At 31.5% G+C, this 24092-nt stretch carries 20 protein-coding genes; 7 read left to right on the top strand and 13 right to left on the bottom strand.

What is annotated here, in order from left to right; translation table 11 throughout:
• The first annotated feature begins 107 nt into the window (after nucleotides 1-107).
• Genes ACXGQT_RS10775 through ACXGQT_RS10765 form a run of 3 tightly spaced genes read left to right on the top strand, consistent with a single transcriptional unit; the run spans nucleotide 108 to nucleotide 5271 of the window.
• Nucleotides 108-3419: a hypothetical protein gene (locus tag ACXGQT_RS10775; protein ID WP_457828604.1), complete on the top strand. Its 3312-nt coding sequence runs from the start codon at nucleotides 108-110 to the stop codon at nucleotides 3417-3419.
• A 56-nt stretch (nucleotides 3420-3475) separates the two neighbouring features.
• A complete protein-coding gene (locus ACXGQT_RS10770) occupies nucleotides 3476-3973 on the top strand; it encodes a DUF3575 domain-containing protein (protein ID WP_457828603.1) in 498 nt (165 codons plus the stop codon).
• 5 nt (nucleotides 3974-3978) lie between these two features.
• Nucleotides 3979-5271 (top strand): voltage-gated chloride channel family protein, encoded by a 1293-nt coding sequence (locus tag ACXGQT_RS10765; RefSeq protein ID WP_457828602.1) that lies wholly within the window; start codon nucleotides 3979-3981, stop codon nucleotides 5269-5271.
• 16 nt (nucleotides 5272-5287) lie between these two features.
• Here ACXGQT_RS10765 and ACXGQT_RS10760 read toward each other — a convergent pair whose 3' ends face one another.
• The 4 genes from ACXGQT_RS10760 to ACXGQT_RS10745 all read right to left on the bottom strand — a co-directional run bounded on the left by ACXGQT_RS10760 (nucleotide 5288) and on the right by ACXGQT_RS10745 (nucleotide 11035).
• Nucleotides 5288-7264, bottom strand: a complete 1977-nt coding sequence (locus tag ACXGQT_RS10760; protein ID WP_457828601.1) for a DUF3857 domain-containing protein — start codon at nucleotides 7262-7264, stop codon at nucleotides 5288-5290.
• Nucleotides 7227-9161, bottom strand: coding sequence for a DUF3857 domain-containing protein (locus tag ACXGQT_RS10755; protein WP_457828600.1), 1935 nt, complete (start codon nucleotides 9159-9161; stop codon nucleotides 7227-7229). The genes ACXGQT_RS10760 and ACXGQT_RS10755 overlap by 38 nt, the downstream gene beginning before the upstream one ends.
• Nucleotides 9162-9235: 74 nt before the next feature.
• Nucleotides 9236-10225: a glycoside hydrolase family 113 gene (locus ACXGQT_RS10750; RefSeq protein ID WP_457828599.1), complete on the bottom strand. Its 990-nt coding sequence runs from the start codon at nucleotides 10223-10225 to the stop codon at nucleotides 9236-9238.
• Between the two features lie 3 nt (nucleotides 10226-10228).
• On the bottom strand, nucleotides 10229-11035 hold the full coding sequence (locus ACXGQT_RS10745; RefSeq protein ID WP_457828598.1) for a sterol desaturase family protein: 807 nt from the start codon (nucleotides 11033-11035) through the stop codon (nucleotides 10229-10231).
• Between the two features lie 213 nt (nucleotides 11036-11248).
• Here ACXGQT_RS10745 and ACXGQT_RS10740 point away from each other — a divergent pair, with 213 nt between their 5' ends.
• The gene (locus ACXGQT_RS10740) at nucleotides 11249-12016 is read left to right on the top strand and encodes a TatD family hydrolase (protein WP_457828597.1); all 768 of its coding nucleotides are present in this window, start codon (nucleotides 11249-11251) and stop codon (nucleotides 12014-12016) included.
• Here the strand turns inward: ACXGQT_RS10740 and ACXGQT_RS10735 are convergent, their stop codons facing one another.
• The 6 genes from ACXGQT_RS10735 to ACXGQT_RS10710 all read right to left on the bottom strand — a co-directional run bounded on the left by ACXGQT_RS10735 (nucleotide 12017) and on the right by ACXGQT_RS10710 (nucleotide 17804).
• A complete protein-coding gene (locus ACXGQT_RS10735) occupies nucleotides 12017-12523 on the bottom strand; it encodes an N-acetyltransferase family protein (protein WP_457828596.1) in 507 nt (168 codons plus the stop codon).
• Between the two features lie 18 nt (nucleotides 12524-12541).
• Entirely contained in the window at nucleotides 12542-13246 is a 705-nt protein-coding gene (locus ACXGQT_RS10730) for a 2-phosphosulfolactate phosphatase (RefSeq protein WP_457828595.1), read from the bottom strand.
• A 71-nt stretch (nucleotides 13247-13317) separates the two neighbouring features.
• Nucleotides 13318-14058 carry a succinate dehydrogenase/fumarate reductase iron-sulfur subunit gene (locus ACXGQT_RS10725; RefSeq protein ID WP_457830817.1) on the bottom strand — a complete coding sequence of 247 codons (741 nt, stop codon included), beginning with the start codon at nucleotides 14056-14058 and terminating at the stop codon, nucleotides 13318-13320.
• 14 nt (nucleotides 14059-14072) lie between these two features.
• Nucleotides 14073-16085 carry a fumarate reductase/succinate dehydrogenase flavoprotein subunit gene (locus tag ACXGQT_RS10720; RefSeq protein WP_457828594.1) on the bottom strand — a complete coding sequence of 671 codons (2013 nt, stop codon included), beginning with the start codon at nucleotides 16083-16085 and terminating at the stop codon, nucleotides 14073-14075.
• Between the two features lie 11 nt (nucleotides 16086-16096).
• The gene (locus ACXGQT_RS10715) at nucleotides 16097-16759 is read right to left on the bottom strand and encodes a succinate dehydrogenase cytochrome b subunit (RefSeq protein ID WP_457828593.1); all 663 of its coding nucleotides are present in this window, start codon (nucleotides 16757-16759) and stop codon (nucleotides 16097-16099) included.
• Nucleotides 16760-16943: 184 nt separating this feature from the next.
• The gene (locus ACXGQT_RS10710; RefSeq protein WP_457828592.1) at nucleotides 16944-17804 is read right to left on the bottom strand and encodes an AraC family transcriptional regulator; all 861 of its coding nucleotides are present in this window, start codon (nucleotides 17802-17804) and stop codon (nucleotides 16944-16946) included.
• A 286-nt stretch (nucleotides 17805-18090) separates the two neighbouring features.
• Between ACXGQT_RS10710 and ACXGQT_RS10705 the strand changes: the two genes are divergently transcribed.
• Entirely contained in the window at nucleotides 18091-19086 is a 996-nt protein-coding gene (locus tag ACXGQT_RS10705; protein ID WP_457828591.1) for an aspartate-semialdehyde dehydrogenase, read from the top strand.
• 77 nt (nucleotides 19087-19163) lie between these two features.
• Here ACXGQT_RS10705 and ACXGQT_RS10700 read toward each other — a convergent pair whose 3' ends face one another.
• Genes ACXGQT_RS10700 through ACXGQT_RS10690 form a run of 3 tightly spaced genes read right to left on the bottom strand, consistent with a single transcriptional unit; the run spans nucleotide 19164 to nucleotide 21829 of the window.
• Nucleotides 19164-20090: a methylenetetrahydrofolate reductase gene (locus tag ACXGQT_RS10700; protein ID WP_457828590.1), complete on the bottom strand. Its 927-nt coding sequence runs from the start codon at nucleotides 20088-20090 to the stop codon at nucleotides 19164-19166.
• A gap of 48 nt (nucleotides 20091-20138) precedes the next feature.
• Entirely contained in the window at nucleotides 20139-20597 is a 459-nt protein-coding gene (locus tag ACXGQT_RS10695; RefSeq protein ID WP_457828589.1) for a DUF1569 domain-containing protein, read from the bottom strand.
• A 17-nt stretch (nucleotides 20598-20614) separates the two neighbouring features.
• Nucleotides 20615-21829 carry an aminotransferase class V-fold PLP-dependent enzyme gene (locus tag ACXGQT_RS10690; RefSeq protein ID WP_457828588.1) on the bottom strand — a complete coding sequence of 405 codons (1215 nt, stop codon included), beginning with the start codon at nucleotides 21827-21829 and terminating at the stop codon, nucleotides 20615-20617.
• Between the two features lie 121 nt (nucleotides 21830-21950).
• Between ACXGQT_RS10690 and ACXGQT_RS10685 the strand changes: the two genes are divergently transcribed.
• Nucleotides 21951-23309, top strand: a complete 1359-nt coding sequence (locus ACXGQT_RS10685; protein WP_457828587.1) for a serine hydrolase domain-containing protein — start codon at nucleotides 21951-21953, stop codon at nucleotides 23307-23309.
• Nucleotides 23310-23312: 3 nt separating this feature from the next.
• Complete coding sequence (locus tag ACXGQT_RS10680; protein WP_457828586.1) at nucleotides 23313-24089, top strand: threonine/serine ThrE exporter family protein; 777 nt, start codon at nucleotides 23313-23315, stop codon at nucleotides 24087-24089.
• The last annotated feature ends 3 nt before the right edge of the window (nucleotides 24090-24092 follow it).

Genomic DNA, 24092 nt, shown 5'->3' with positions numbered 1-24092 from the left:
ACTAAATTAGTTCTACACTCGTTTGTTAATTAATGAAAGTATTCAAATTTATTTTCTTCTATCTCCTATGCTATAGCTCTTTTGGGCAAATAGTTAACAAAAACCGTGTGACCAAAAATATTACTACTAGTCAAGATACCGTTACGCTAGAAAATGTTGCTATTAGTCCTATAAATTTTGAAGTAAAAGACACCGATGGAAATATTATTCCATCAACCCAATACTATTTTAATCCACAAAAAGGACAGCTTTATTTTTATAATAAAACACCTCAACAACTAAAAGTTAGCTACTTTAATTATCCATCGTTTTTAACACAAACTTATAGTCCGTTTGATAAAAATTTAATTATTCCAAAAGCCACACCTTCGGCAAGCACCTTTTCTTTAGGTAAAAGCTTTAATAAAAACGATTTTTTTGGAGATTTAAATACTTATGGTAACATCACTAGAGGAATTACCGTTGGTAACAACCAAGGTTCCGTATTAAACTCAGGATTAGATTTACAGATTACAGGAAATTTATCTGAAAATTTAAAAATTAGAGCCAGTATTAAAGACTCTAACATTCCTATTCAAGAAAATGGAGTATCGCAAAGAATTAATGAATTTGACAGGGTTTTTATTGAACTTTTTACAGATACTTGGAATATAAAAGCAGGAGATGTTGATTTACAAAACAAAGACAGTTACTTCTTAAATTTTACCAAAAAAATTAATGGTGCTAAACTTGATGTTACTTTAGATGACGGAGAACAAAAAACATTTATCACCGCTTCTGGAGCTTTGGTTAAAGGAAAATTTACTACACAAAACATTAGTGCTGTAGAAGGAAATCAAGGCCCTTATAAATTGTACGGAAGTAACGGAGAACAGAATATTGTGGTAATTTCTGGTAGCGAAGTTATTTACGTAAACGGAATTACTTTAAAAAGAGGCGAACAACACGATTATACTATTGATTACAACACTGCTGAAATTACCTTTACCCCTACTTTCCCCATCAATTCCTCGCAAAGAATTATTATTGATTTTCAATATAATGATAGAAATTACAACCGTTTTGTCACCCATGACGGAGTCACTTATCAAAATGAAAAGTTTAGTATTGGAACATATTTTTACAATGAAAACGATGTTAAAAACCAACCATTACAGCAAAACTTAAGCGATGAACAAAAATTAGTTTTACAACAAGCAGGAAACAATCCATCGCAAATGATTACTAATAGTGCAGTAGCTACTGACTATGATGAAAACAGAATTCAATACTTGAAAAACAATGCTGGGAATTTTGAATTTAGCACTCATAAAAACGAAAATTTATTTAGCGTTCAGTTTAGTTATGTAGGAACTAACAATGGAGATTATGCCATTAGTAAAACCACCGCTACAGGAACGATCTATGAGTATGTGGGGACAAATTTAGGAGATTATTCTCCCGTAACCTTGTTAATTGCTCCTACCAAACTACAAATGGCTGTGGTAAATGCGGGCTATCAAATCAACAAAAAATCTTTTATCAATTCTGAGGTTGCTTATAGTAATAACGATCGTAATTTATTTTCATCAAAAGACGACAACCAAAACCACGGATTGGCTACTACCTTAACTTGGCAACAACAAATAAGCAATGGAGATTGGAACACCAACAATTTATTGGATTTAGATTTTGTGCAAAAAAACTTTAACAATGTAGAAGGTTTGTATAATGCTGAATTTAACAGAGATTGGAATATTGATGTGAATTTAACACCTAACTTTTTAGGAAATCAAACCTATATTAGAAACACTTTAGTTACACAAAAAAACAATCAACATAAAATCACTTTAAATATTGATTATTTAAAATTAGGAAACGCTTTTAAAGGATACAAAACTGGATTAAACACTTACAATACTTTTGGAAAAGCCATTTTAAACACTCAAAATAGTTATTTAAAAAGCAGTAATAATAGTGAACAAGGATATTTTATTAGAAATATCTCTACGTTAAAATACCAACTTAAAAAAGCATGGATAACTGGTTTATTTAATTTTGAAGACAATCAACAAGAAAACACCCAAACAAATACTTTAAACCTAAACAATCAAAAGCTGATTAAAACAGGATTGGTTCTTGGAGTTGGAGATTCTACCAAAGTCTATTCTAAATTTGGTTTTGATATTACACAAATAGACAGTGTAAGAGCAAACCAGGCTGTAAAAGTTCAAAATGCAAAAAATTACTCCATAGAGAACCAATGGATTAAAACAGAACAAACCTCATTAAAAACGTTTATCAACTACCGAAAAGTAAAACATTTTTACACAGATGACATTGATGTTTTTAACGGACGAGCACAATATACTCAACAATTCTTTAAAAACATTTTACGTTGGGCAACCGTTTACGAAACTACCTCAGGGAGTACCCCACAACAAAACTTTACCTATATAGAAGTAGAACCAGGACAAGGATATTACACTTATTTAGGTGATTTAAACAACAACAGAATTAAAGATTTTGATGAGTTTGAAGTGGCACAATTTGCAGATCAAGCCAATTATTTACGAGTAGTATTGCCAAACATTAACAGAGTAGCTACACAAAAGGCAAAACTGAGTCAATCTGTATTTATCAATTTTATTCAGTTTAAGAACAATACTTCAAAATGGCTAAAAGCTCTATCTCACTTTTCTAATCAGTCTAGTATTTTAATCAATAAAGACCAGTTAAAAGATGGTGAAAAATTTAACATCAACCCTTTTGACATCAAAAACAATGATGTAATTGGTTTGCAACAAAACATGAGAACCAGCTTCTTTTTTAACAGAGGATTACAGCATTTTAGTACTACTTATACGTTTCAAAACAACAAAAACACCCAAAACATTAGTAGTGATTTTCAAACCGCTAGTCAAAACATGCACGAAATTAATTTTCAACACAATATTTTAGACTCATGGATTATTGCCACTACAGCCAACACAAAAATAAACAACAACACCAGCACAAGCTTTAGTAGTAGAAATTTTAACATTCTTTCTAAAGAAATTAACCCATCAATTAGTTTTTTAAAAGATGAATTTTCTACCATAGAAACCCAATATACTTATAGAGATGAGTATAATAATTTAGGTTTAGAATCGTTAAAAAGTCATGATTTTGGCTTAGAATACAACTACAACAACGCTAGTAAAGGATCTGTAATAGCAAACGTTAATATTATTGAAAACAATTATGTAGGACCTTTAAACACACCTGCATCATATAGAATTTTAGAAGGTTTACAACCCAATAGAAACTATACCTGGTCTTTAATTGTACAAAAAAAACTAACCCAATTATTAGACCTAAGTTTAAGCTATAATGGAAGAAAAAACACAACTAGTAATACCATTCACACTGGTAGTGTACAATTAAGAGCTAACTTTTAGTTGTAATTAGGCGACTTCATAAAAATGACCTATTTTTGAACAATAAAATATTACCCATGAAAAAAGTATTTTTTTTACTTGCCTTGATAAGCACTATTTCTATTTCTGCTCAGAATAATGAAGTTAAAGTAGATATTTTAGATATTCTTTTATTAAGAACTTTAGATGTTTCTTATGAAAACCAATTAAATGACGAAGCCTCTGTTGGGGTATCAGTTTTTATTAATTTTGAACCTAAAAAAAATAATTTCAGATATAATGAAGATTTTCAAATCACCCCATATTTTCGTCAATTTTTAACAGATACTGGAGGATTTGATATATTTGGAGAGTTATTTGGAACCTTAAACTTTGCCGAAACCAAAGAAGATGAATTTGGAGAGACCAAAAACTACTCAGACTTTGCCTTAGGATTAGGAGCAGGAGCTAAACATGTATCAAGAAATGGATATATTTTTGAACTCAATGCAGGTGTTGGTAGAAACCTATTCAACTCTAGTGTATCAAGAGAATTTGTTCCTAGATTTGGGATAAGCGTAGGTAAACAATTCTAACAAAAATGAACCGATTCCGTAAGCAATATGCTATTTCTGATTATCCTTCTATCACTAAAGAATTTATAAAGTGGTTGGGGTTCTCTTTAGTGATTGGTACGTTGGTAGGAATTGCCTCTGCCGCTTTATTGGTTTCTTTAAACTGGGCTACCAACTATAGAGAAGCTCACAAAACAATTATATGGTTATTACCCATTGGAGGACTTTTAATAGGACTTTTATATCATTATTACGGACAATCGGTAGCCAAGGGAAACAATCAGTTATTAGAAGAGTTAAACACACCTAAAGATATTATTCCTTTTAAAATGGCTCCACTTATTTTTTTAGGAACCGTTGGCTCACATTTGTTTGGGGCTTCTGTAGGTCGAGAAGGAACTGCAGTACAAATTGGTGGAGCTATTGCCGATCAATTCTCTGGATGGTTTCACATGAACAAACACGACAGAAGAATTATTATACTAATGGGAATTAGCAGTGGTTTTGCCGGACTTTTTGGTACACCATTAGCTGGAGCTGTATTTGCTTTAGAGGTTTTATTCATTGGAAAAATAAAATACAATGCTATTTTACCTTGTTTATTAGTTGCCGTGATCTCTAATTATGTTTCTAGAGAGGTTTCGCACTATTTACAGGTACCACATACACATTATCATATTGATATGGTTCCTAAATTAAATTCTTTAAACTTTTTTTGGAGCATTTTTGCAGGAGTCTTATTTGGAATTGTAAGCACTTTTTTTTCTAAAGGGGTAAAATTCTTTAGTCAATTTTCAAAATACATTCAATATCCTCCACTACGTCCTGTTGTAGGAGGAGTTATTATTTCAATTTTAGTTTATTTTATTGGTACAAAATATATAGGACTAGGAATTCCTACTATTTTAGAAGCTTTTAACAACAACATGAATAGCTACGATTTTGCTATAAAATTATTGTTAACTACTTTTTGTATTGCCTTTGGTTTTAAAGGAGGGGAAGTTACTCCATTGTTTTTTATTGGGGCTACTTTGGGTAGTGCTCTTTCTGTGTTTGTACCTTTACCCATAGGTTTATTAGCAGGAATGGGATTTGTGGCTGTTTTTTCAGGAGCTACCAACACACCTATAGCCTGTACTTTAATGGGTATTGAGTTATTTGGTGCAGAAGGTGGTGTTTATATTGCTATTGCTTGTGTAACTGCTTATATCTTTTCTGGACATACAGGAATCTACACCTCTCAAATAGTTGGGGTTTCTAAATCTGACAAATATTCAAAGGAAGAAGGTGCCAAAATCAATGAAATTCATAGACAATAACACCTTGCTAAATTTTTTAAATTTTTTCTAAAACTATTTGCTCTTTATTTTTAGCAACCAACTCTGTATACATTTGTTTTAATTCATGATATTGATCTGGTAAAATCATATGAGTATTAAAGTTTTTAACAGTCATTAACACTATTTTATTACCCATTTGTTGAATTAAATATTTATAACTTCCAACATCATTTGACATTTTAGCATATAGTCCTTTGGGCAAAGATGTTACTTTGTAGCCTTTTGGTATATTAAGAGTAATAGATTTCATTTCAGCATAAGGAGCAACCAAATCAACCGGATATTTTCTTTTTTCTAAGGTAAATGGATTATTAGTCTCTTTAAAAAACACCATTGGATTGATGTATTTTTTACCATTAATAGTTTCACAAAAATTAGTTCCCTCTACCTCTGCATTAAACAGAACAGGCTGAGATAAATTGTATTTATTTTTAATATTATGAGACAGCAAATTTACGTGATATTTACCTTGAATTTTTTCTTTAAACTTTTCCTCACTTAAGTTATTATACTCTTTTCTAAATTCAAAAGCTTCTCTGTCTGTTAGCTTGCTCTGAAGCATTCCTTTAACATTAAAATCTTCATCAAATGTTACTTCTAACATGTAACTTTCTTGTGATTTTTTAGCCTTTGATAAAGGAACACTATATGTTTTTCCTCTACTATACAATAATCTACCTTGCCAATTTAATGCCCTTGATGGCAAAAAATTAATTGCATGATAAGGATGACTGGCATCGAGCAAAATTCGTTGTCCATTTTGACTTTCTACAGCAGCAATAACATAATTAAGCCCATCTAAAGTAGGAAACAAAGGGGTTCCATGACTTTTAGTACTAGATAGTAAAGGATTTGCATTTATCCCTGCCTCTCTTAACATTGCTACTAAAATTAGGTTGATATCCGCTATACTTCCCGTTCCTTTTTTATAAGCATCTTGTACTCCTTCGTGAGCAAAAATTCCCGTATAACTATCCCAAGTAACTTTAGATTTTACTAAGTTAAAAACGGCATTTACAATTTCTATTTCTGATTCTTTACCTGCAATGGCATTCTTTAAATCTTCGGAGAAATAAGAATGTTTTTTTAACTGAGCTCCAAAACCATTGTATTCATATAATTTTTCACAAACAGACTCCCAAGATGTTGTGTAATTCTCTATAATACTATTAGGAAAATCTACATAAGCTAGTTCATAACCAACCGTACCTACATAATCTTTATAACTTGCCGTAAAAGGTTCATCATTTTTTAAAGCTAAAATATTTTCACCTTCAAAAACAGTTTCTTCTTCTCTAAAATCTACACTTGATTGATTAGTTCCTGCTCCAAATAAAATTCTATTATACTTGTTTTCTACCCTAGGATTAAGTGACATATAACCTCTAGAACTTTTTTTAAATCCAAAATACTCTGGAATTCTAGTACTGTGATAAATAAATTTGATAGGGATTTCTTCTTGAATTTTAAAATCATCAATATCGTAAAAAACAGATCTTAACTCATAAGACAATTCTATAACACTTCCTTTTTTAACATTTGGAAAAGCAATTTTTTTGTAGCTATAATATTCGTTATTTTCATCTGTATAAATTTCTTTTCTTTCTACATCAGTTTCTTCAATTTTACCGTTTTCTAAATTATAGGTAGTTGCTTTAATTCTACTTAACTTATCTTCTGTACGGTTACTCTTGGCATAAAACTTTATAGATTGATCCCCATACTTAAATCCTTCTTCGTTGTATATTTTTATAATATTATGGACTTTTACTACTTTTAAAAATCCTTTTTCTTTATCATATTCAAAACTTACATCTTTGTATTTATGTAAAAAAGCAGCTTCTGCAATAGAGTCTACCGAACATACAGACTCTTTTAGTTCTTGTTTTGTAATTTTTCCAAACCTACGTTCTTGTGCATTTGTCTTTATTAGACTAAAGATTGTTAGTGTTAGCAATAATAGTTTTTTCATCTTTCCTTTTTAGTACAATTTTTAAATTATCATATTTTTTAATCTCTTCAATAAAATCGCAATAAGCATTAAATTCTTCTTTTGGATACTCTCCTTCTTTTAAATAAAATGATCTTATATACTTTAAATTTTGTTCATCAACTTTTAATACAGACACTTTGTATGTTCCAAATTTGGTATCAATTACTTTATTGTTTGGAACAGCATCAGCAATAAAATTTTGAGGAAGTTTAAGCAACATCGTATCAACATCTATAAAACCTCTACTAAGTTCAAAAGGATGTTTTCTGTTTTTAGTAGCTTTAGGAAACTGTCTAAATTTGTTAAAAATATTCATTCTTAACATCATTTCTTTTCCCATAAAAGGAGCATATCTCTCAATATCTACCTTTAATTTTTCTGTAAAGGCAATACTATCTTTATTATTGATAAACTCATAATTGATTATTGAAAGATTGTTGTTATAACTCCACCTCCCTAATTTATAATACCTATCAATATCTTTTTCCGACCACAAATTATAATGGTATTTATCATTATACTGAATTCCTTTAGATACAATATTTAAGTCTGCACTTATGTTTCCCAAACTATCTAGCTCTACAATTATACTAGACATTTGTGAACTATTGATATCCGAATATTTTGGAGTGTGTTTAATAATTCCTCCTTCTTTTTCTAACACAAGTACATCTCTATCATCGGTAAAACTTCCTAAAAACCCAAATGGAATGGTTTGGTCTGTACATTCTAACCAAACATCTTGTCCATTATTAATTTTTGGAATGTTTAAAATCATATGATCTCCTTGAATTCTAGTAAATTCTTTATCAAAATCTCTTTTTCCTTGGGAATATACCAGCACCCAATTAGATTCTATTCCCACAACATCTAACAATGCTTTTGTGTAGTTAGTTAACCCTTTACAATCTCCATAACCCAATCTATCTACATCACTTGCGGGAGCAGGTTGCCAGCCACCAACACCAATAGCCACATTTACATATCTGGTTCTGTTTTGCATAAACTCATAAACCAACTTTGCTTTTTTTAATGGATTGGTTTCATTTTTTAGTACATTTTTAATGCTTTTTTTTGTGGCATCACTTAATTCTATTTGAGACTGGTAAAGATCTTTCCTTAACCATTTTCCAAACTGATACCAATCAGAAATTCCTGTAGCAATATATTCTTTTAAAGAAAAGGAGGTTAAACCAACTGTAACACTCGGAAAAGTTTTATTAAAACTAGGCTCGTAACTTTCTCTTTTATTAGCTGTTTTATTTTCTAATAAATAATGAATAGTACTACCTTGAGACAGGTCCTTAATTTGACCGCTCTTTAAGTTTTTTTCCTTTTTTAGCAATTTAATATTCTCAGGATTGTTAATAATGTATTCGCTTTTTTCAACACTTACATTATATCCTTCTACAGGATGCCAGCTAGGAATAAAAGCTGTGGTTTTGGTTTTAAACTCGCAATTAAATTCTAAGGTGTATGGATATCTTCTTGGTGTAAAGTCTAAAAACTTTATTCTATCATCAGAATAAAAAGTTGAACCAGACACAGCACTTCTATCTTTAAATTGCTTTTTAGAATATTTTCTGGTTTCCATTCCAAAAGCATTATATTCTACAGCAGAAATGTTAACTATTTTAGAATCATCATCATAGTGCTCAAAAAAGTCTATATGTTTATTTCCATCAGTATTAAATACAGTGACCGCCTTAGTATAAGTAATTACCATGCTTTTTTCACTTTTGATGAGTATATCATATTTAGAAATACGAACAACGGCATCGGCATTTTTTTTCAACTCTTTTGGAATAGCAGTAATTGAATACTCTTTTTTTTGACCAAATAGTAGTATTGGCATACACCATAATAGTGTAAACATTATATTTTTCAAGTTCATAGCATTGAATGAGCCGTCAATATAATTTTTTTTATCAAAAAAAGAATCCTGTTTTTTTATTTTTTAAACTGGTTTTTTATAACCTCAATAACTTTTTTGTCTTGAGGTGTAAAGGTTTTGTGTTTATTCCTTATAGTTCTTTCGGTTACATGCCATTTCCATAAAAAACCTCCCGCAAACCAATTTTCATCATAAAAACTTTTATAAAAAGCTTTATATGCATTTGCTTGTGCTTGCTCGTTTACAGAATATTTTCCATTACTACCCCAAGTTTCTTTAGTATTAAAATCTGTACTCTCAAAACCATATTCGGTAAATAAAATAGGTTTGTTGGTTTTACCACTCAGTTCGTATAAACTTTGCTTTATGGGTTTCCATGCCTTCACTAACTCAACCACTGTAGGCTCTTTTTTATTTGATAAAGGGTAATAGGCATCTACACCTATAAAATCTAAATCTTGCCAAAAATTTACAGTTTGTACATTATCCCAATTTGCAGCATACGTAATTTTGCCCTTGTAAACTTGTTTTACTTTACTTATAAGTTCTTTAAAAAACAAAGGTCTTTTAACCGTAACTTGTTTTAACTCTGTTCCTACACAAAACAAATCTACATTTTGCTCTGCTGCTATTTTAGCATAACTTAAAATATAAGCTGTGTAATCTTGTTCCCATACTTGCCAATCTTTTTGGTTGTTTAAAGTAAAATCACCAATCCAGCTTTTTCTATACCAAACATGCGGTTTTATAAATACTTTTAATTGCTTCTCTTTGGCTAGTTTAATGAGTTCTAGAACCCCTTCTGGTTTTTCTCCCCACCATTGTCGGTGTTCATTAAAATGTACATTTGGACTATTATCATTACAAAAAGCAAAAGGAATAATAGCTACCCAATTGGCATTAATTTGCGTTACACTAGATAAAGAAATATTTTCTACCCGTTTTGGCGGAGAAACTAAGCTAACTCCATTTATTTTTGATTGAGAGCAAGACACAAAAACGAATAATACAAAAACGACAAACAGATGTTTTTTAAAAAATTTCATTTATTATTCTGTATTCTTATTCAACTCTAACTCTTTGTCAAAAGGACTTTTTAACAAGTTTTTAAAATCATTACATTTTTCTTTGTCCATATTAACATCTACTCCGTATATAATTTTAGAAGCATCCTTTTTCATAAAGGTAGAAAAAATTCTATCCCAAACACTTAATACATCACCATAATTACTATCTGTATAAGGCAATTCATAATGATGATGAACTTGATGCGTGTTAGGAGTAACAAACAAAACAGATACTATATTATTTACATTCTCTGGAAGTTTTAAAGTAATATGAGAAATTAAATTAATAGCACTTTGAATAAATTGCCTTATAATTAAAATAGCTGGCGATACCCCAACAATTAAAATCATGAGCACTGTATAAACCAACCTAACAACTGTTTCTCCCGGATGTTCACGCACAGTAGTTGTTATATCTAAATCTCTATCACTATGATGTACTTGATGAAACCTCCAAAAAAAAGGAACTCTATGCATCATTCTATGATAAACATATTCAAAAAAATCTAAAATTATAAATGCAACAATAAAGCTTGGTAAAAAGCTCATTTTAAAAGGTAAAAAGTGCAAAAGCCCCCAATTATAAGCTTCTGTCCAGCTAGCAATAGTAAATATCCCTAAAGAAAAAAGAATTTGTATGGGTAACACAAACAGTAAAAACTTAACATTTAACAGACTGTGTAATAATTTTATTTTAACATTCTTTTTATCTAAAACCAATTCTAAGACCCAAAAAACTACTAAAACACTAGCATAAACTAAAAATTGATTTGAAAACACATGATCCATAAACGAAGAATACTTTTTTATTATTTCTCTATATAAATATCTAACGACTTAAAAACCCCATTATTTAGAGCAACCAAAAAAGTTAACATTTTTTAATCCTTTAAATTAAGAAAAACATTTCTTGAGGCAAAAATTAGCACAAACAACACACTTATTTATACTGAAATATGTTATCACAAAAACCTTACCTATATTTGTTTTAAAATTTAAACAATGATTTTTACAGACACTCACACCCATTTAAATAGCGAACAATTTGATGACGATAGAAATGAAATGATAAATCGTGCTATTAAAGCAGGTGTAAAACGTTTGTTTGTTCCTTCTGTAGATTCAAACTACACACAAAGTATGTTTGATGTAGCCGAAAAATTTCCCAACAATATACATTTAATGATGGGAGTTCATCCTACACATATTAAAGAAAACTACAAAGAAGAACTAACAATTGCTCGTGAATGGTTAGAAACAGGAAAATTTGTAGCTGTAGGAGAAATTGGAATTGATTTGTATTGGGATGATACTTATATTAACCAACAAAAAGAAGCTTTTAAAACCCAAGTTCAATGGGCAAAAGAATTAGGATTGCCTATTAACATCCATTGTAGAAATGCTTTTAAAGAAGTCTTTGAAGTCTTAGAAGAAGAAAAATCAGACAAATTATTTGGTGTTTTTCATTGCTTTACAGGAACTCTAGAAGATGCCCAAAAAGCCATTAGTTATAATTTAAAATTAGGTATTGGTGGAGTAGCCACTTTTAAAAACGGAAAAATTGATAAATTTTTAGCCCAAATTCCTTTAAAAGATATTGTGTTAGAAACCGATGCTCCATATTTAGCTCCAACTCCTTTTAGAGGCAAAAGAAACGAATCGGTATATGTAATTAATGTGGCCGAAAAACTAGCTACTATATATGGAAAAACATTAGAGGAAATTGCTCAAATTACCACACAAAACAGCGTTGATATTTTTGGTGTATAATTACTTTAACACTTTTTCATATGCTTCTCGTGGACTGTATCTAAAATAAACTTTACCACAATGGGAATATCCTAATTTTTTAAAGATAGACAACATGGCCATATTGTCAAAATTAGTATCTGCTTTAATACTATAAATATGATGTTGCAAAGCATACTCCTCAATAAAACACATCATTTTTTTAGCCAATCCTTTTCCTAAATGATTTTCTGAAATAGCCACACGATGAAACACTACAAAACGATCCTCTGTTAACCACTTACCCTCAATATTCTTATATTCTGGTTCATCATTTATTAAAATAGCTACATAACCCACAATTATTTCATCTTCAATTAAAACAAAAGCAACTTCCTTTTCAATATCATTTTTAATGACCTCAGGATTTGGATACCCATCTTGCCATTGATTACTTCTTTCTAGCTTTCTTCTTTCTATAGCTTGTTCTAAAATTTCCCAAATAGAATTTACATCAAGTAAAACAGCTTTTCTAACATGGATATTCATAAATAAGTTCTGTTTTAATTATAATACAAAAGTCTTTGATACGGCATTGTATTTAGGAACTATACTATATAAATCTTTCTGAACGCAAAAAGCTATATTTTCTTGTTTATTTAGCTTTTTTAATCGGAAAGCATGTTCACAATTTTCTAATTTTTCTTTATAATTTAAAGCATATTTTAAGAAATAACTCTTAGCAATATCTGCACTATCTGTATTGCAATATTCTTTAGGCAAACTAGCCAGTACCGCCCCGGCAAACATAAAGTCTTCTGTACTCATTTTTCCTTTCCAACCTGCACAAACCAACAAAACATCTAATTCTGATTGATTTATATATTCACTAATAGCTGTTAAATTAGCAAAAGTTCCAATGATAATTTCTTTGGCTTTTAAAGACATATCCACTGCTTTGGTTCCATTAGTTGTAGAAATAGCAAAATTACGGTTGGCATATTTTCCATCTAAAAAAGTTAATGGAGAATTGTCTACATCCATCCCTTTTTCTTTTATTCCATTTCTCTCGCCTCCTACCAAATATCCTTGCTCTTTTAATGCAACGGCTTGCTCTACTTCCAAACAAGTTTTAACTTCTTTAACTCCATTTGCCATAGCAGTAACAATGGTAGTCGTTGCTCTAAAAACATCTATAATTACTACTAATTTCTCTGCTACCTCATAATTCTGAGTAAGCTCTGGAGCAACTACAACTTCTATCTTTTTCATAAACATAAAGTAATTAAAAATCCCCTTTGAAAAATATCAAAGGGGATTTTATATATTTTAGGGTTTTAATCTTAAATATTTGCTTTAAAGAATTCACGATTCATACGAGCAATGTTGTCTAAAGAAATTCCTTTAGGACATTCAACCTCACAAGCTCCAGTGTTGGTACAGTTACCAAAACCTTCAGCATCCATTTGTGCAACCATGTTACGTACACGGTCTGCAGCTTCAACCTGACCTTGAGGTAGTAATGCATATTGAGAAACTTTTGCTCCAACAAATAACATGGCAGATGAGTTTTTACAAGTAGCCACACAAGCACCACATCCAATACAAGTTGCAGCATCCATTGCTTCATCAGCAGCATGCTTAGAAATAGGCAACGAGTTTGCATCTTGTGTATTACCAGAAGTGTTTACAGAGATAAACCCTCCTTGGTGTTGAATTCTATCAAAAGCTCCACGATCTACCACTAAATCTTTAATTACAGGGAATGCTTTAGCACGGAAAGGCTCTATATAAATAGTATCTCCATCTTTAAACTTTCTCATGTGTAACTGACATGTAGTAATTCCTCTATCTGGTCCATGTGCCTCTCCGTTAATAAACAAAGAACACATTCCACAAATTCCTTCTCTACAGTCGTGATCAAAAGCTACAGGTTCACCACCTTCGTTAATAATTTGTTCGTTTAATACGTCTAACATTTCTAAGAAAGACATATCTGGAGACACATTGCTAATGCTGTAGTCTACCATTTTACCTGCATCATTGGCTCCATTTTGTCGCCAGATTTTAAGTTTTAAATTCATATCCATGGTCTTTCTTATTTATATGATCTTGTTTTTAACTCAATATCGTTAAACTCTAATTGTTCTTTGTGTAACTCTGCATCAGCAGGTTCTCCTTTGTATTCCCATGCAGAAACAAAAGCAAAGTTTACATCATCACGTTTTGCTTCTCCTTCTTGTGGCCCTTCAGTTTCAGCAGATTCTTCACGGAAGTGACCTCCACATGATTCTTCTCTTACCAAGGCATCTTTAGCAAACAACTCTCCTAACTCTAAGAAATCTGCTACACGTCCAGCTTTTGCTAATTCTTCGTTATAAGTATCAGCAGATCCTGGTACTTTAACTTCTTTCCAAAACTCCTCACGTAAAGCTTTAATTTCAGTCATTGCCTCTGTTAAACCTTTAGCATTACGAGCCATTCCTACTTTATCCCACATAATTTTACCTAAACGTTTGTGGAAATGATCAACAGATTTTGATCCATTGTTATTTACAAAGAAGTCTAATTTTTCTTTAACCTCTTTTTCTGCTTGATCAAACTCAGGTAAATCCGTAGAAATTCTACCTGTTCTAATATCTTTTGATAAGTAATCACCAATAGTGTATGGTAATACAAAATAACCATCAGCTAACCCTTGCATTAATGCAGAAGCTCCTAAACGGTTAGCTCCGTGATCTGAGAAGTTAGCCTCTCCAATACAGTAACATCCAGGAATGGTTGTCATTAAGTTATAATCAACCCAAACACCTCCCATAGTATAATGTACTGCTGGGTAAATCATCATTGGTGTATTGTACGGATCTTCATCTACAATTTTATCATACATTTGGAATAAGTTACCGTATTTAGCTTTTACGATTTCCTTTCCTAATTTATCTACTTTTTCTGCACTAGGATTGTGGTCTCCTTGAATTAAAGCTTGTTCTTTTCCGTAACGAACAATAGCAGCAGCAAAATCTAAATAAACAGCTTCACCAGTTGCATTTACTCCAAAACCAGCATCACAACGTTCTTTTGCAGCTCTCGATGCAACATCACGAGGTACTAAGTTACCAAAAGCAGGATATCTTCTTTCTAAGTAGTAATCTCTTTCTTCTTCTGATAAATCAGTAGGTTTTTTCTTCCCTTCTCTAATGGCTTGCGCATCTTCTAATTTTGCAGGCACCCAAATACGTCCATCGTTACGTAAAGATTCAGACATCAATGTTAATTTAGACTGATGATCTCCAGAAACAGGAATACATGTTGGGTGAATTTGTGTATAACAAGGATTTGCAAAATACGCTCCTTTTTTATGGATTTTCCATGCAGCAGAAACGTTAGAACCCATTGCATTTGTTGATAAGAAGAATACGTTTCCGTAACCTCCAGAAGCAATTACAACAGCGTGAGCAGAATGTCTTTCAACCTCTCCTGTAACCAAGTTACGTGTAATAATTCCTCTTGCTTTTCCATCAACCAATACCACATCCATCATTTCATGACGATTGTACATTTGTATTTTTCCACGACCAATTTGACGGTTCATTGCAGAATATGCTCCTAACAATAATTGTTGTCCTGTTTGTCCTTTAGCGTAAAAAGTACGAGATACTAATACCCCTCCAAAAGAACGATTATCTAACAAACCTCCATAATCACGTGCAAAAGGTACTCCTTGAGCCACACATTGGTCAATAATATTTGCCGATACTTCTGCCAAACGATATACGTTTGCTTCACGAGCACGGTAATCTCCTCCTTTTACAGTATCGTAAAATAATCTGTAAGTAGAATCTCCATCTCCTTGGTAATTTTTTGCTGCGTTAATTCCCCCTTGAGCTGCAATTGAGTGGGCTCTACGAGGTGAATCTTGATAAGCGAAAGCTTTTACATTGTATCCTAACTCAGCCAAAGTTGCAGCAGCAGAACCTCCTGCCAAACCTGTTCCCACCACAATAACATCTATGTTACGTTTGTTTGCCGGGTTTACTAAGTCAATATGATTTTTATAATTAGTCCATTTATCAGCGATAGGACCTTTAGGTACTTTAGAATCTAATGCCATAATTTAATGTCTTAATGTTGATTGAAATGGTGAAACAAAGCAATAATGATAAATCCTACAGGAATACCAATTGCATAAATTTTTGATACAGTCTCTAATTTAGCAGCACGTTTAGCACTCATTCCGCTAGATTGGAATGCAGACTTAAACCCATGTAATAAGTGTAATGCTAAAAATGCAAATGCTGCTACATAAGCTCCAGTTCTTATAGGACTGTGAAACTTGTGTACCAACTCACCATAATATCTGTTAGGGTCTGTTGGCAAATGAGCAATGTACTTGTGGTTGATTTCTGGAAACCAAAAATCAATAAAGTGCAATACAATAAAAGCCAAAATTGCCAAACCAGAATAAATCATGTTTCTACTTACCCAAGTAGAATTGGCAGCACCATTGTTTTTTACGTATTTAACACTACGTGCAGCTTTGTTTCTAGCTTCTAGAACAAACCCCATTACGAAGTGAAAAACAACTCCAAAAATTAATACCGGTTGTAGCGCAAACTGAACTGCTGGGTTGGTTCCCATAAAATGAGACAACTCATTAAAAACATCTGCACTAAAAATTGATGTTAAGTTAATTGCAAAATGTTGCAATAAAAAAAACATTAAAAAGAAAGCAGAAGCAGCCATTGCTACTTTCCTTCCTATCGAAGAAGATAAAACTCCACTCATTAGTTTTAAAATTAATTTGTTAATAACCGTAGGCAAATTTAAGTGATTTGATTTAGTATTATGTGATATTCACATATTTCATCCTTTATTTAGATAGATTACAAGCAAAAATTTAAAGAATTATCAAATCTCTATTTTTGATTAAAAATTTTAACAGCAAAAAAATCAATTTCTACGTATTTATTTACCTTTTGTGTTCCTTTAAATAATTTGATGGTGCACAGCCCTTGATTAACTTAAATTGCCTATTAAAGTTAGACAAGTTATTAAAACCACTCTCAAAACAAATATCTATAATAGCATATTTATTATCTAAAATTAATTTACATGCATAATTAACACGTAGTTCATTTACGTATTTAATAAAGTTTTTTCCATGGGCTTTTTTAAAGTATCTACTAAATGCCGAAGCATTCATACAAGCAACTTCAGCAACCCTTTCTAAAGAAATATCGGTATTAAAATGATTATAGATATACTCATAAACCTCCTCTAGCTTTTTAAGTTTATTATCAGAAAAACTTTGTACAAAACCTTCACTAGATAAAATTGTAATGGCATCCCACTTGGCTAAAAGATTTAATATTTTTAATAATTCAATTACTCTACTAAATCCTGAAAATCTTGTTAACGATTGAATTTTTCTATTGATTAAAGAAGTATCTCCTTTAAAAACAATCCCTCTTCTGGCTTTTATAAACAGGTTTTTAATCTCAACCATTTCTGGCTGGTTTAAAAAATCATCTCCTAAAAAATCTTCGGTAAAATGAACCACAGAGGCTTCTGCAATCAACTCGTTTTCTTCTACAAAATACTCCTCGCTATTTACCCACATATGAGGTAAGTTTTTTCCCAACAGTACTAAATTTCCTTCTGAAAATTTTCCTATATAATCTCCTGCAAATAAAGTTCCATTACTATAACTAATAAAATCTAGCTCTAGCTCTTTATGAAAATGCCATACTTTTAGAAAATGATTTTCTTTTTTTGTTTGAACGTTAAAACTACTGTGGGCTGGGGTTCTGTCGAGGTATTTTGGTTTCAAAGTGATATTTTTTTATTAAACTTAACAAATATGTTTTCAAAAACAAAACAAAAGCAAAAAAAGTATTAATATTTTCAATAAAATTCAACAAACATCAACGTTTCAAACACCTAAACAACAAATAGTTATATCAAATACATCGTTTAATTATCCTATAAAACATATAAATTAGATAAAAATTCAACAAATCGTGTAGTTTTTAACTCCAGTGCTATTTTACAACACACATTTTTAGCATCTTTGCACTCTTGAAAAATAAAACAACTAGAAATTAAAATATATTGATATGAAAGTAGCAGTAGTAGGAGCTACCGGAATGGTAGGTACAGTAATGTTAAAAGTATTAGCAGAAAGAAATTTTCCTGTAACAGAATTAATCCCTGTTGCATCGGCTCGTTCTGCTGGTAAACAATTAGAATATAAAGGTAAAAATTATACAGTCGTTACTCTAGAAGATGCAGTAAAAATGAATGCAGATGTTGCTTTATTTTCTGCTGGAGGAGATACTTCTTTAGAATGGGCTCCAAAATTTGCAGCAGCAGGAACTACTGTGGTAGATAACTCATCTGCATGGAGAATGGATCCTACTAAAAAGTTAGTAGTACCAGAAATTAATGGAGATGTTTTAACTGCTGAAGATAAAATTATAGCAAATCCTAACTGTTCAACTATTCAGTTAGTAATGGCTTTAGCTCCGTTACACAAAAAATATAAAATGAAGCGTTTAATTGTTTCTACCTATCAATCTGTTTCTGGTACAGGAGTAGCTGCTGTTAGACAATTAGAAAATGAACAAAACGGAATTACTGACGGTGAAATGGCATATAACTATCCTATAAACCGTAATGCAATTCCTCACTGTGATATTTTCATGGAAAACGGATACACTAAGGAAGAAATGAAATTGGTAAAAGAGCCTAAGAAAATTTTAGGTGATGATTCTTTTGCTGTAACTGCAACTGCTGTTCGTATTCCTACAGCTGGTGGTCACTCTGAAGCTGTAAACGTTGAGTTTGCTAATGATTTTGATTTGGCTGAGGTTCGTGCAATTTTAGAAGCAACTCCAGGAGTTATTGTACAAGATGATTTGGCAAACAACATCTATCCTATGCCAGCTTTAGCTCATGATAAAGATGAAGTTTTTGTAGGACGTATTCGTAGAGATGAATCTTTACCTAACACTTTAAACATGTGGGTAGTAGCAGATAACTTACGTAAAGGAGCTGCAACAAATACTATTCAAATTGCAGAATATTTAATCTCTAAAGGTTTATTAGGATAACAAACCTTTTAATCATACATAAAAAAACCTCATCTAAAATTAGATGAGGTTTTTTTATGTATGATATTTATAAACAATTAATTCATCATCTCTTTAATTGTTTTAACCAACTCAATTGAAGCATCAATCTCTGCTTTTCTAATAGCTACAGATTCTATATTAAACCCTATTGGCATATTTTTTTCCTTAGCAAAACCAATTAAATCATTGGCTATATATTTACAAATACCAATAGAAGCATTTAAAATATCTGCAGACACTTTTAATTCGTTTTCTAACCATTTCTGAATATCAATTCCTAACCACTTTGTAAACTCCAATGTTTTTAAAGACCCTATAGGCGTTAAAGTAAAAATAATTGGCATGGGTGTAATGCCTTTTTCTTGGGTGTAAAAATAATAATCAGACAACATATCTTTAGCATTGTCTAAATTATATACACATTGAGAAATAAAAAACGTACATCCATTTTCAATTTTATTAGACAAACGAATATGCTCATCTCCTTTTACAAAATGACGTTCTGGAATGGTAACTCCCCCCATTTTTATGGTAGAATTAGATTCTCTTTTTATTTTATAAGCATCGTGTAAAGACAAATGCACTTGCTGTTCTTTTGACGGAGCACCTACAAAAACAGTTAAATCAATCTTATCTTCATGATCTATCAACCATTTTTTTAAAGAATCTTCGGTAAATTTCCCTACACTTTTATATATAATTTTAGGAACTTTTAAATCTTTTAAATAAGTGTTAGCATATTCATCTGGTGCCCAAGTAGACATAAAAGGAAAAGGCCTAGGATTGTTGTTTCTAGAAGACTCATCTTGTATGTCATATAAAATCAACCCATCAATATCTAAACCTTTTAAACGATCCATTTGTCTTTGGGCAATTCCTTCAATTTTTTCTTTATCAGTAGAGGTTTTTGGAGGGGTTAATCCATAAAACAGGTATCCTCCTTCTCTATTTTCTATCTTTTTTTTTAATTCTTGTGAATTCATCTTTTTGTATCGAATTTCTTGTTCTCGACTCCGCTCGAACATCTTATACTACACACCAAATTGCTTAAAATGGTGATCTAAATGTTTTTGAAATAAATTACTCCACTCCTTAGCCGTTAATTTCCCAAAAGATTCTGTTGGTCTTCCTTCAAAATAAGTCTCTCCTTTTTCAAAAACCCATTTCATATTTGCGAGTAATTTCTTTTTTTCAACTTCAAAATCTCTTTCATCAACCACTAAAAAATATGGAGCTGTCCTCCCATTTTTAGGATAAGGCTTGTCTCCTACCACTCCTTTTTTTATAAAAGTTTTTAAAACAAACCTCATAACTGGATTTATTTTTACTTTGGTTCTTCCTTGTGCTACATCATAAGAAACACTTAAATGAGCCAACATTTGAGCCACATTCATTTTTCCCCATAAAGGCTGTGTGTGGTTTGTTAACAAATCTAAACGTGCTTTATTCTTTGCTAAAGTATCTGCTTCAAAAATAAATGGATAAGACATGGTTAATTAAAATAAGTTTAAGAAAGCATTGTTGCCGCTCTTTGTAAAGCTGCTACTAAAATATCTATTTCTTCTTTGGTATTATAAAATGCAAAAGAAGCTCTTATGGTTCCTGGAATATTAAAACGTGCCATAATTGGTTGTGTACAATGATGACCTGTTCTTACCGCAACTCCTAATTTATCTACAATAGTCCCTACATCATATGGGTGAATATCTCCAATATTAAAAGAAATCACACTCGCCTTATTTTTAGCAGTTCCATAAATTTTTAATCCAGGAATTTTACTTAACTCCTCCGTTCCATAAATTAATAATTCACGCTCAGCAGCTTCAATATTTTCTATTCCAACACTGTTTATGTAATCTACAGCAGTTCCAAAAGCAATTACATCGGCAATGTTAGGAGTTCCCGCTTCAAATTTATGAGGCAATTCAGCATAAGTCGTTTTTTCAAACGTACAATCTTTTATCATTTCACCTCCTCCTTGGTAGGGTGGTAATTCATTTAAAATGGCTTCTTTTCCATATAAAAATCCAATCCCTGTAGGTCCAAACATTTTATGAGCAGAACAGGTATAAAACTCACAATCTAAAGCTTGTAAATCTACCTTCATATGTGGAGTAGATTGCGCTCCATCTATCAACACCCAGGCTCCAACTTTATGTGCTTTTTCAATTATTTCTTCAACAGGATTAACAGTACCTAAGGCATTAGAAATATGATTGACCGCTACTATTTTTGTGTTTTCTGATAACAATTCATCATATACCTCCATTATTAACTCTCCAGCATCATTCATCGGGATGACTTTTAAAGTAGCTCCTGTACGCTCGCATAACATTTGCCAAGGCACAATATTAGAATGATGTTCTAAGGATGATATGATAATTTCATCTGTATTTTTTATCAACGATGTTAGAGTTGTGGCTACTAAATTGATAGACTCCGTTGTACCACGAGTAAAAATAAGTTCGTGTTCGTGCTTAGGGTTAAAATGTGCTTTTAACTTTTTTCTTGTTGCTTCAAACGAATCTGTAGCTAACTGACTTAAAGTATGTACTCCTCTGTGAACATTGGAATTAATGGTGCTATAATAATTTGTAATGGCATCAATTACCACTTGTGGTTTTTGACTTGTGGCTGCATTGTCAAAATACACCAAAGGTTTTCCATTTACTTGTTGAGTTAAAATAGGAAAATCTGCTCTTACTTTATCAATATGAATCATAGATATAAATCTTTACAACAAAGGTACTTCTTTAACATCAATATCTAAAAAGCTAATCAAAACTCTTTTTAAAGTTTAATCCTAAAAATTGATTAACTTGGTGATAAACAAAATTCTCCCCATGAAACTCTTTAAAATGATCGGTTTTATCCTACTTTTTATCGTCATCATCCTTGTATTTTTAAACGCTCCCAAACTAAAATTAATTTCAGGATTTACAGCTAAAAACCTGGCAAGCAGTTATTATTTAGCAAAAAGATCTGTAGATATTACTAACAAAACAGACAATCACAGCCCTTTAACCAGACTTGCTACAAGTAATATAAATGAAAAAGATAATGCTGCTATTTCTACCGTTTTTGGTTTTGCCAAAGAAAAAGCAGTGTATAGACACGGTATTGGTGCTGTTTTAGTAAATAAAGACACTGTACTTACTAATGATTATTTAAGACCTAAAAGAGATTTTACTACAATTAATCAACCTTATCCATATGGTAATTTACTTGCTACCGATACTCTTTTTAACAATATTGATTACAAAGTTTTGAATAATGTAATTGATAGCTGTTTTACTAAAAACGACCAACAAAACATTAAAAACACCAGAGCTGTACTGGTTTTATATAAAGGAAAAATAATTGCCGAAAAATATGCCGATGGCTTTGATGAACATTCTTTATTGCAAGGCTGGTCCATTACCAAAAGTTTACTAGCTACTTGTTTTGGAGTACTAGAAAAAGAAAATAATTTTGATATTTACAAACCCATTACTGCTTTTCCTGAGTGGCTAAAAGACAGTCGGAAAAACATTACAACCAATCATTTACTTAGAATGGAAAGCGGGTTGGAATGGGAAGAGAATTATTCCACCATTTGTGATGCCACCAGAATGTTGTTTGAAGATAGTGACTTAACCAAAAGACCTTTGTCTAAAAAACAAAGCAAACCGGTAGAAACTGAATTTAACTACTCTTCTGGAAGTAGTAATATTTTATCTGCCTTGTTAAGAAAACAATTTAAAACACACCAGGAGTATTTAGACTTTCCTTACAGAAAATTTATTGATAAAATAGGAATGCATTCTATGTTAATAGAAACCGATATAATGGGAAATTATGTGGCCTCTTCATATAGTTGGGCAAACACAAGAGATTGGGCAAAACTTGGACAATTTATGCTAAATAACGGATTGTGGAACAAGGAACAAATTGTTAACAAAAGTTGGGTTGACTACATTCGTACACCAAATAAAACATCAAAAGGAGAATACGGAGGTCAATGGTGGCTAAATGAAGGGAATTATATGCCTAACGTACCTAAAGATTGTTTTTATGCCGATGGTTTTCAAGGGCAACGTATTTTTATAGTTCCATCTAAAGATTTGGTAGTAGTTCGTTTTGGAGTAACAGATTTAAAAAGAGTTAATTTTTATGCCTTGTTTGACCATTTATTAGGAACCATTTGTAAAAGCATACAATAATACATGAATACAACTTTAAACATTAACTCTTCTCTAAAACCTACAGCCAACACCTTGTTAAATATTGGTTGTTTGCTTATGGCTTCTGGTGCAAGTACCAATAGAATAAGAATTACTATGGAGCGTATTGCCAATGGTCTAGATTACAGTACTGAAATATTAATTACCCATAGAACCATTTTTTTACTCATTAAAAACGAAAAAACCCAAGAGGAATATAATAGTTTTAAAAAAACACCGCCTCATGGTGCTAATTTTACTTTAGTATCAGGAATAAGTAAAATGAGTTGGCAGGTTACAGAAGACAAATGGAACTTAAATCAAATTACAGAAGAAGTAAATAGACTCACCAAGCTACCTCGCTATTCTCTATCCATTACCATACTTTTTGTTAGTCTTGCCGATGCAGGTTTTTGTAGGTTATTTGGTGGCGAATATATAGATATGGGAACGAGTTTTTTCGCTACTTTTCTTGCTTTTTTAGTAAAACATTACTCTACTAAATTAAACTTTAATCCTTATTTAAATATTGTATTTGCTTCCTTTACAGCTTGTTTTATTACCTGTTTTGCAAGAATGTATGGTATTGGAAACCATGCTGATTTGGCTTTTGCAACTGCAGTATTATTCCTAGTCCCTGGAATTCCACTCATCAATTCCTTTTCTGATGTGATAGACGGATATGTGATGAACGGTATGGTTAGAGGTACACATGCCATGATGATTGCATTTTCCATTTCAATAGGAATGTTAGTAACCATGATGATTTTTAATTTTTAAAAA

This window comes from Wenyingzhuangia sp. IMCC45467 (assembly GCF_054111205.1).
This window is presented reverse-complemented; position numbering and strand designations above follow the sequence as displayed.

Coding starts and splice junctions, on each gene's coding strand:
- ACXGQT_RS10690 (WP_457828588.1), bottom strand. CDS start 21,829: ATGATTCATATTGATAAAGTAAGAGCAGATTTTCCTATTTTAACTCAA.
- ACXGQT_RS10700 (WP_457828590.1), bottom strand. CDS start 20,090: ATGAATTCACAAGAATTAAAAAAAAAGATAGAAAATAGAGAAGGAGGA.
- ACXGQT_RS10740 (WP_457828597.1), top strand. CDS start 11,249: ATGATTTTTACAGACACTCACACCCATTTAAATAGCGAACAATTTGAT.
- ACXGQT_RS10695 (WP_457828589.1), bottom strand. CDS start 20,597: ATGTCTTATCCATTTATTTTTGAAGCAGATACTTTAGCAAAGAATAAA.
- ACXGQT_RS10685 (WP_457828587.1), top strand. CDS start 21,951: ATGAAACTCTTTAAAATGATCGGTTTTATCCTACTTTTTATCGTCATC.
- ACXGQT_RS10745 (WP_457828598.1), bottom strand. CDS start 11,035: ATGGATCATGTGTTTTCAAATCAATTTTTAGTTTATGCTAGTGTTTTA.
- ACXGQT_RS10720 (WP_457828594.1), bottom strand. CDS start 16,085: ATGGCATTAGATTCTAAAGTACCTAAAGGTCCTATCGCTGATAAATGG.
- ACXGQT_RS10755 (WP_457828600.1), bottom strand. CDS start 9,161: ATGTTTACACTATTATGGTGTATGCCAATACTACTATTTGGTCAAAAA.
- ACXGQT_RS10705 (WP_457828591.1), top strand. CDS start 18,091: ATGAAAGTAGCAGTAGTAGGAGCTACCGGAATGGTAGGTACAGTAATG.
- ACXGQT_RS10715 (WP_457828593.1), bottom strand. CDS start 16,759: ATGAGTGGAGTTTTATCTTCTTCGATAGGAAGGAAAGTAGCAATGGCT.
- ACXGQT_RS10730 (WP_457828595.1), bottom strand. CDS start 13,246: ATGAAAAAGATAGAAGTTGTAGTTGCTCCAGAGCTTACTCAGAATTAT.
- ACXGQT_RS10765 (WP_457828602.1), top strand. CDS start 3,979: ATGAACCGATTCCGTAAGCAATATGCTATTTCTGATTATCCTTCTATC.
- ACXGQT_RS10680 (WP_457828586.1), top strand. CDS start 23,313: ATGAATACAACTTTAAACATTAACTCTTCTCTAAAACCTACAGCCAAC.
- ACXGQT_RS10750 (WP_457828599.1), bottom strand. CDS start 10,225: ATGAAATTTTTTAAAAAACATCTGTTTGTCGTTTTTGTATTATTCGTT.
- ACXGQT_RS10725 (WP_457830817.1), bottom strand. CDS start 14,058: ATGAATTTAAAACTTAAAATCTGGCGACAAAATGGAGCCAATGATGCA.
- ACXGQT_RS10735 (WP_457828596.1), bottom strand. CDS start 12,523: ATGAATATCCATGTTAGAAAAGCTGTTTTACTTGATGTAAATTCTATT.
- ACXGQT_RS10770 (WP_457828603.1), top strand. CDS start 3,476: ATGAAAAAAGTATTTTTTTTACTTGCCTTGATAAGCACTATTTCTATT.
- ACXGQT_RS10760 (WP_457828601.1), bottom strand. CDS start 7,264: ATGAAAAAACTATTATTGCTAACACTAACAATCTTTAGTCTAATAAAG.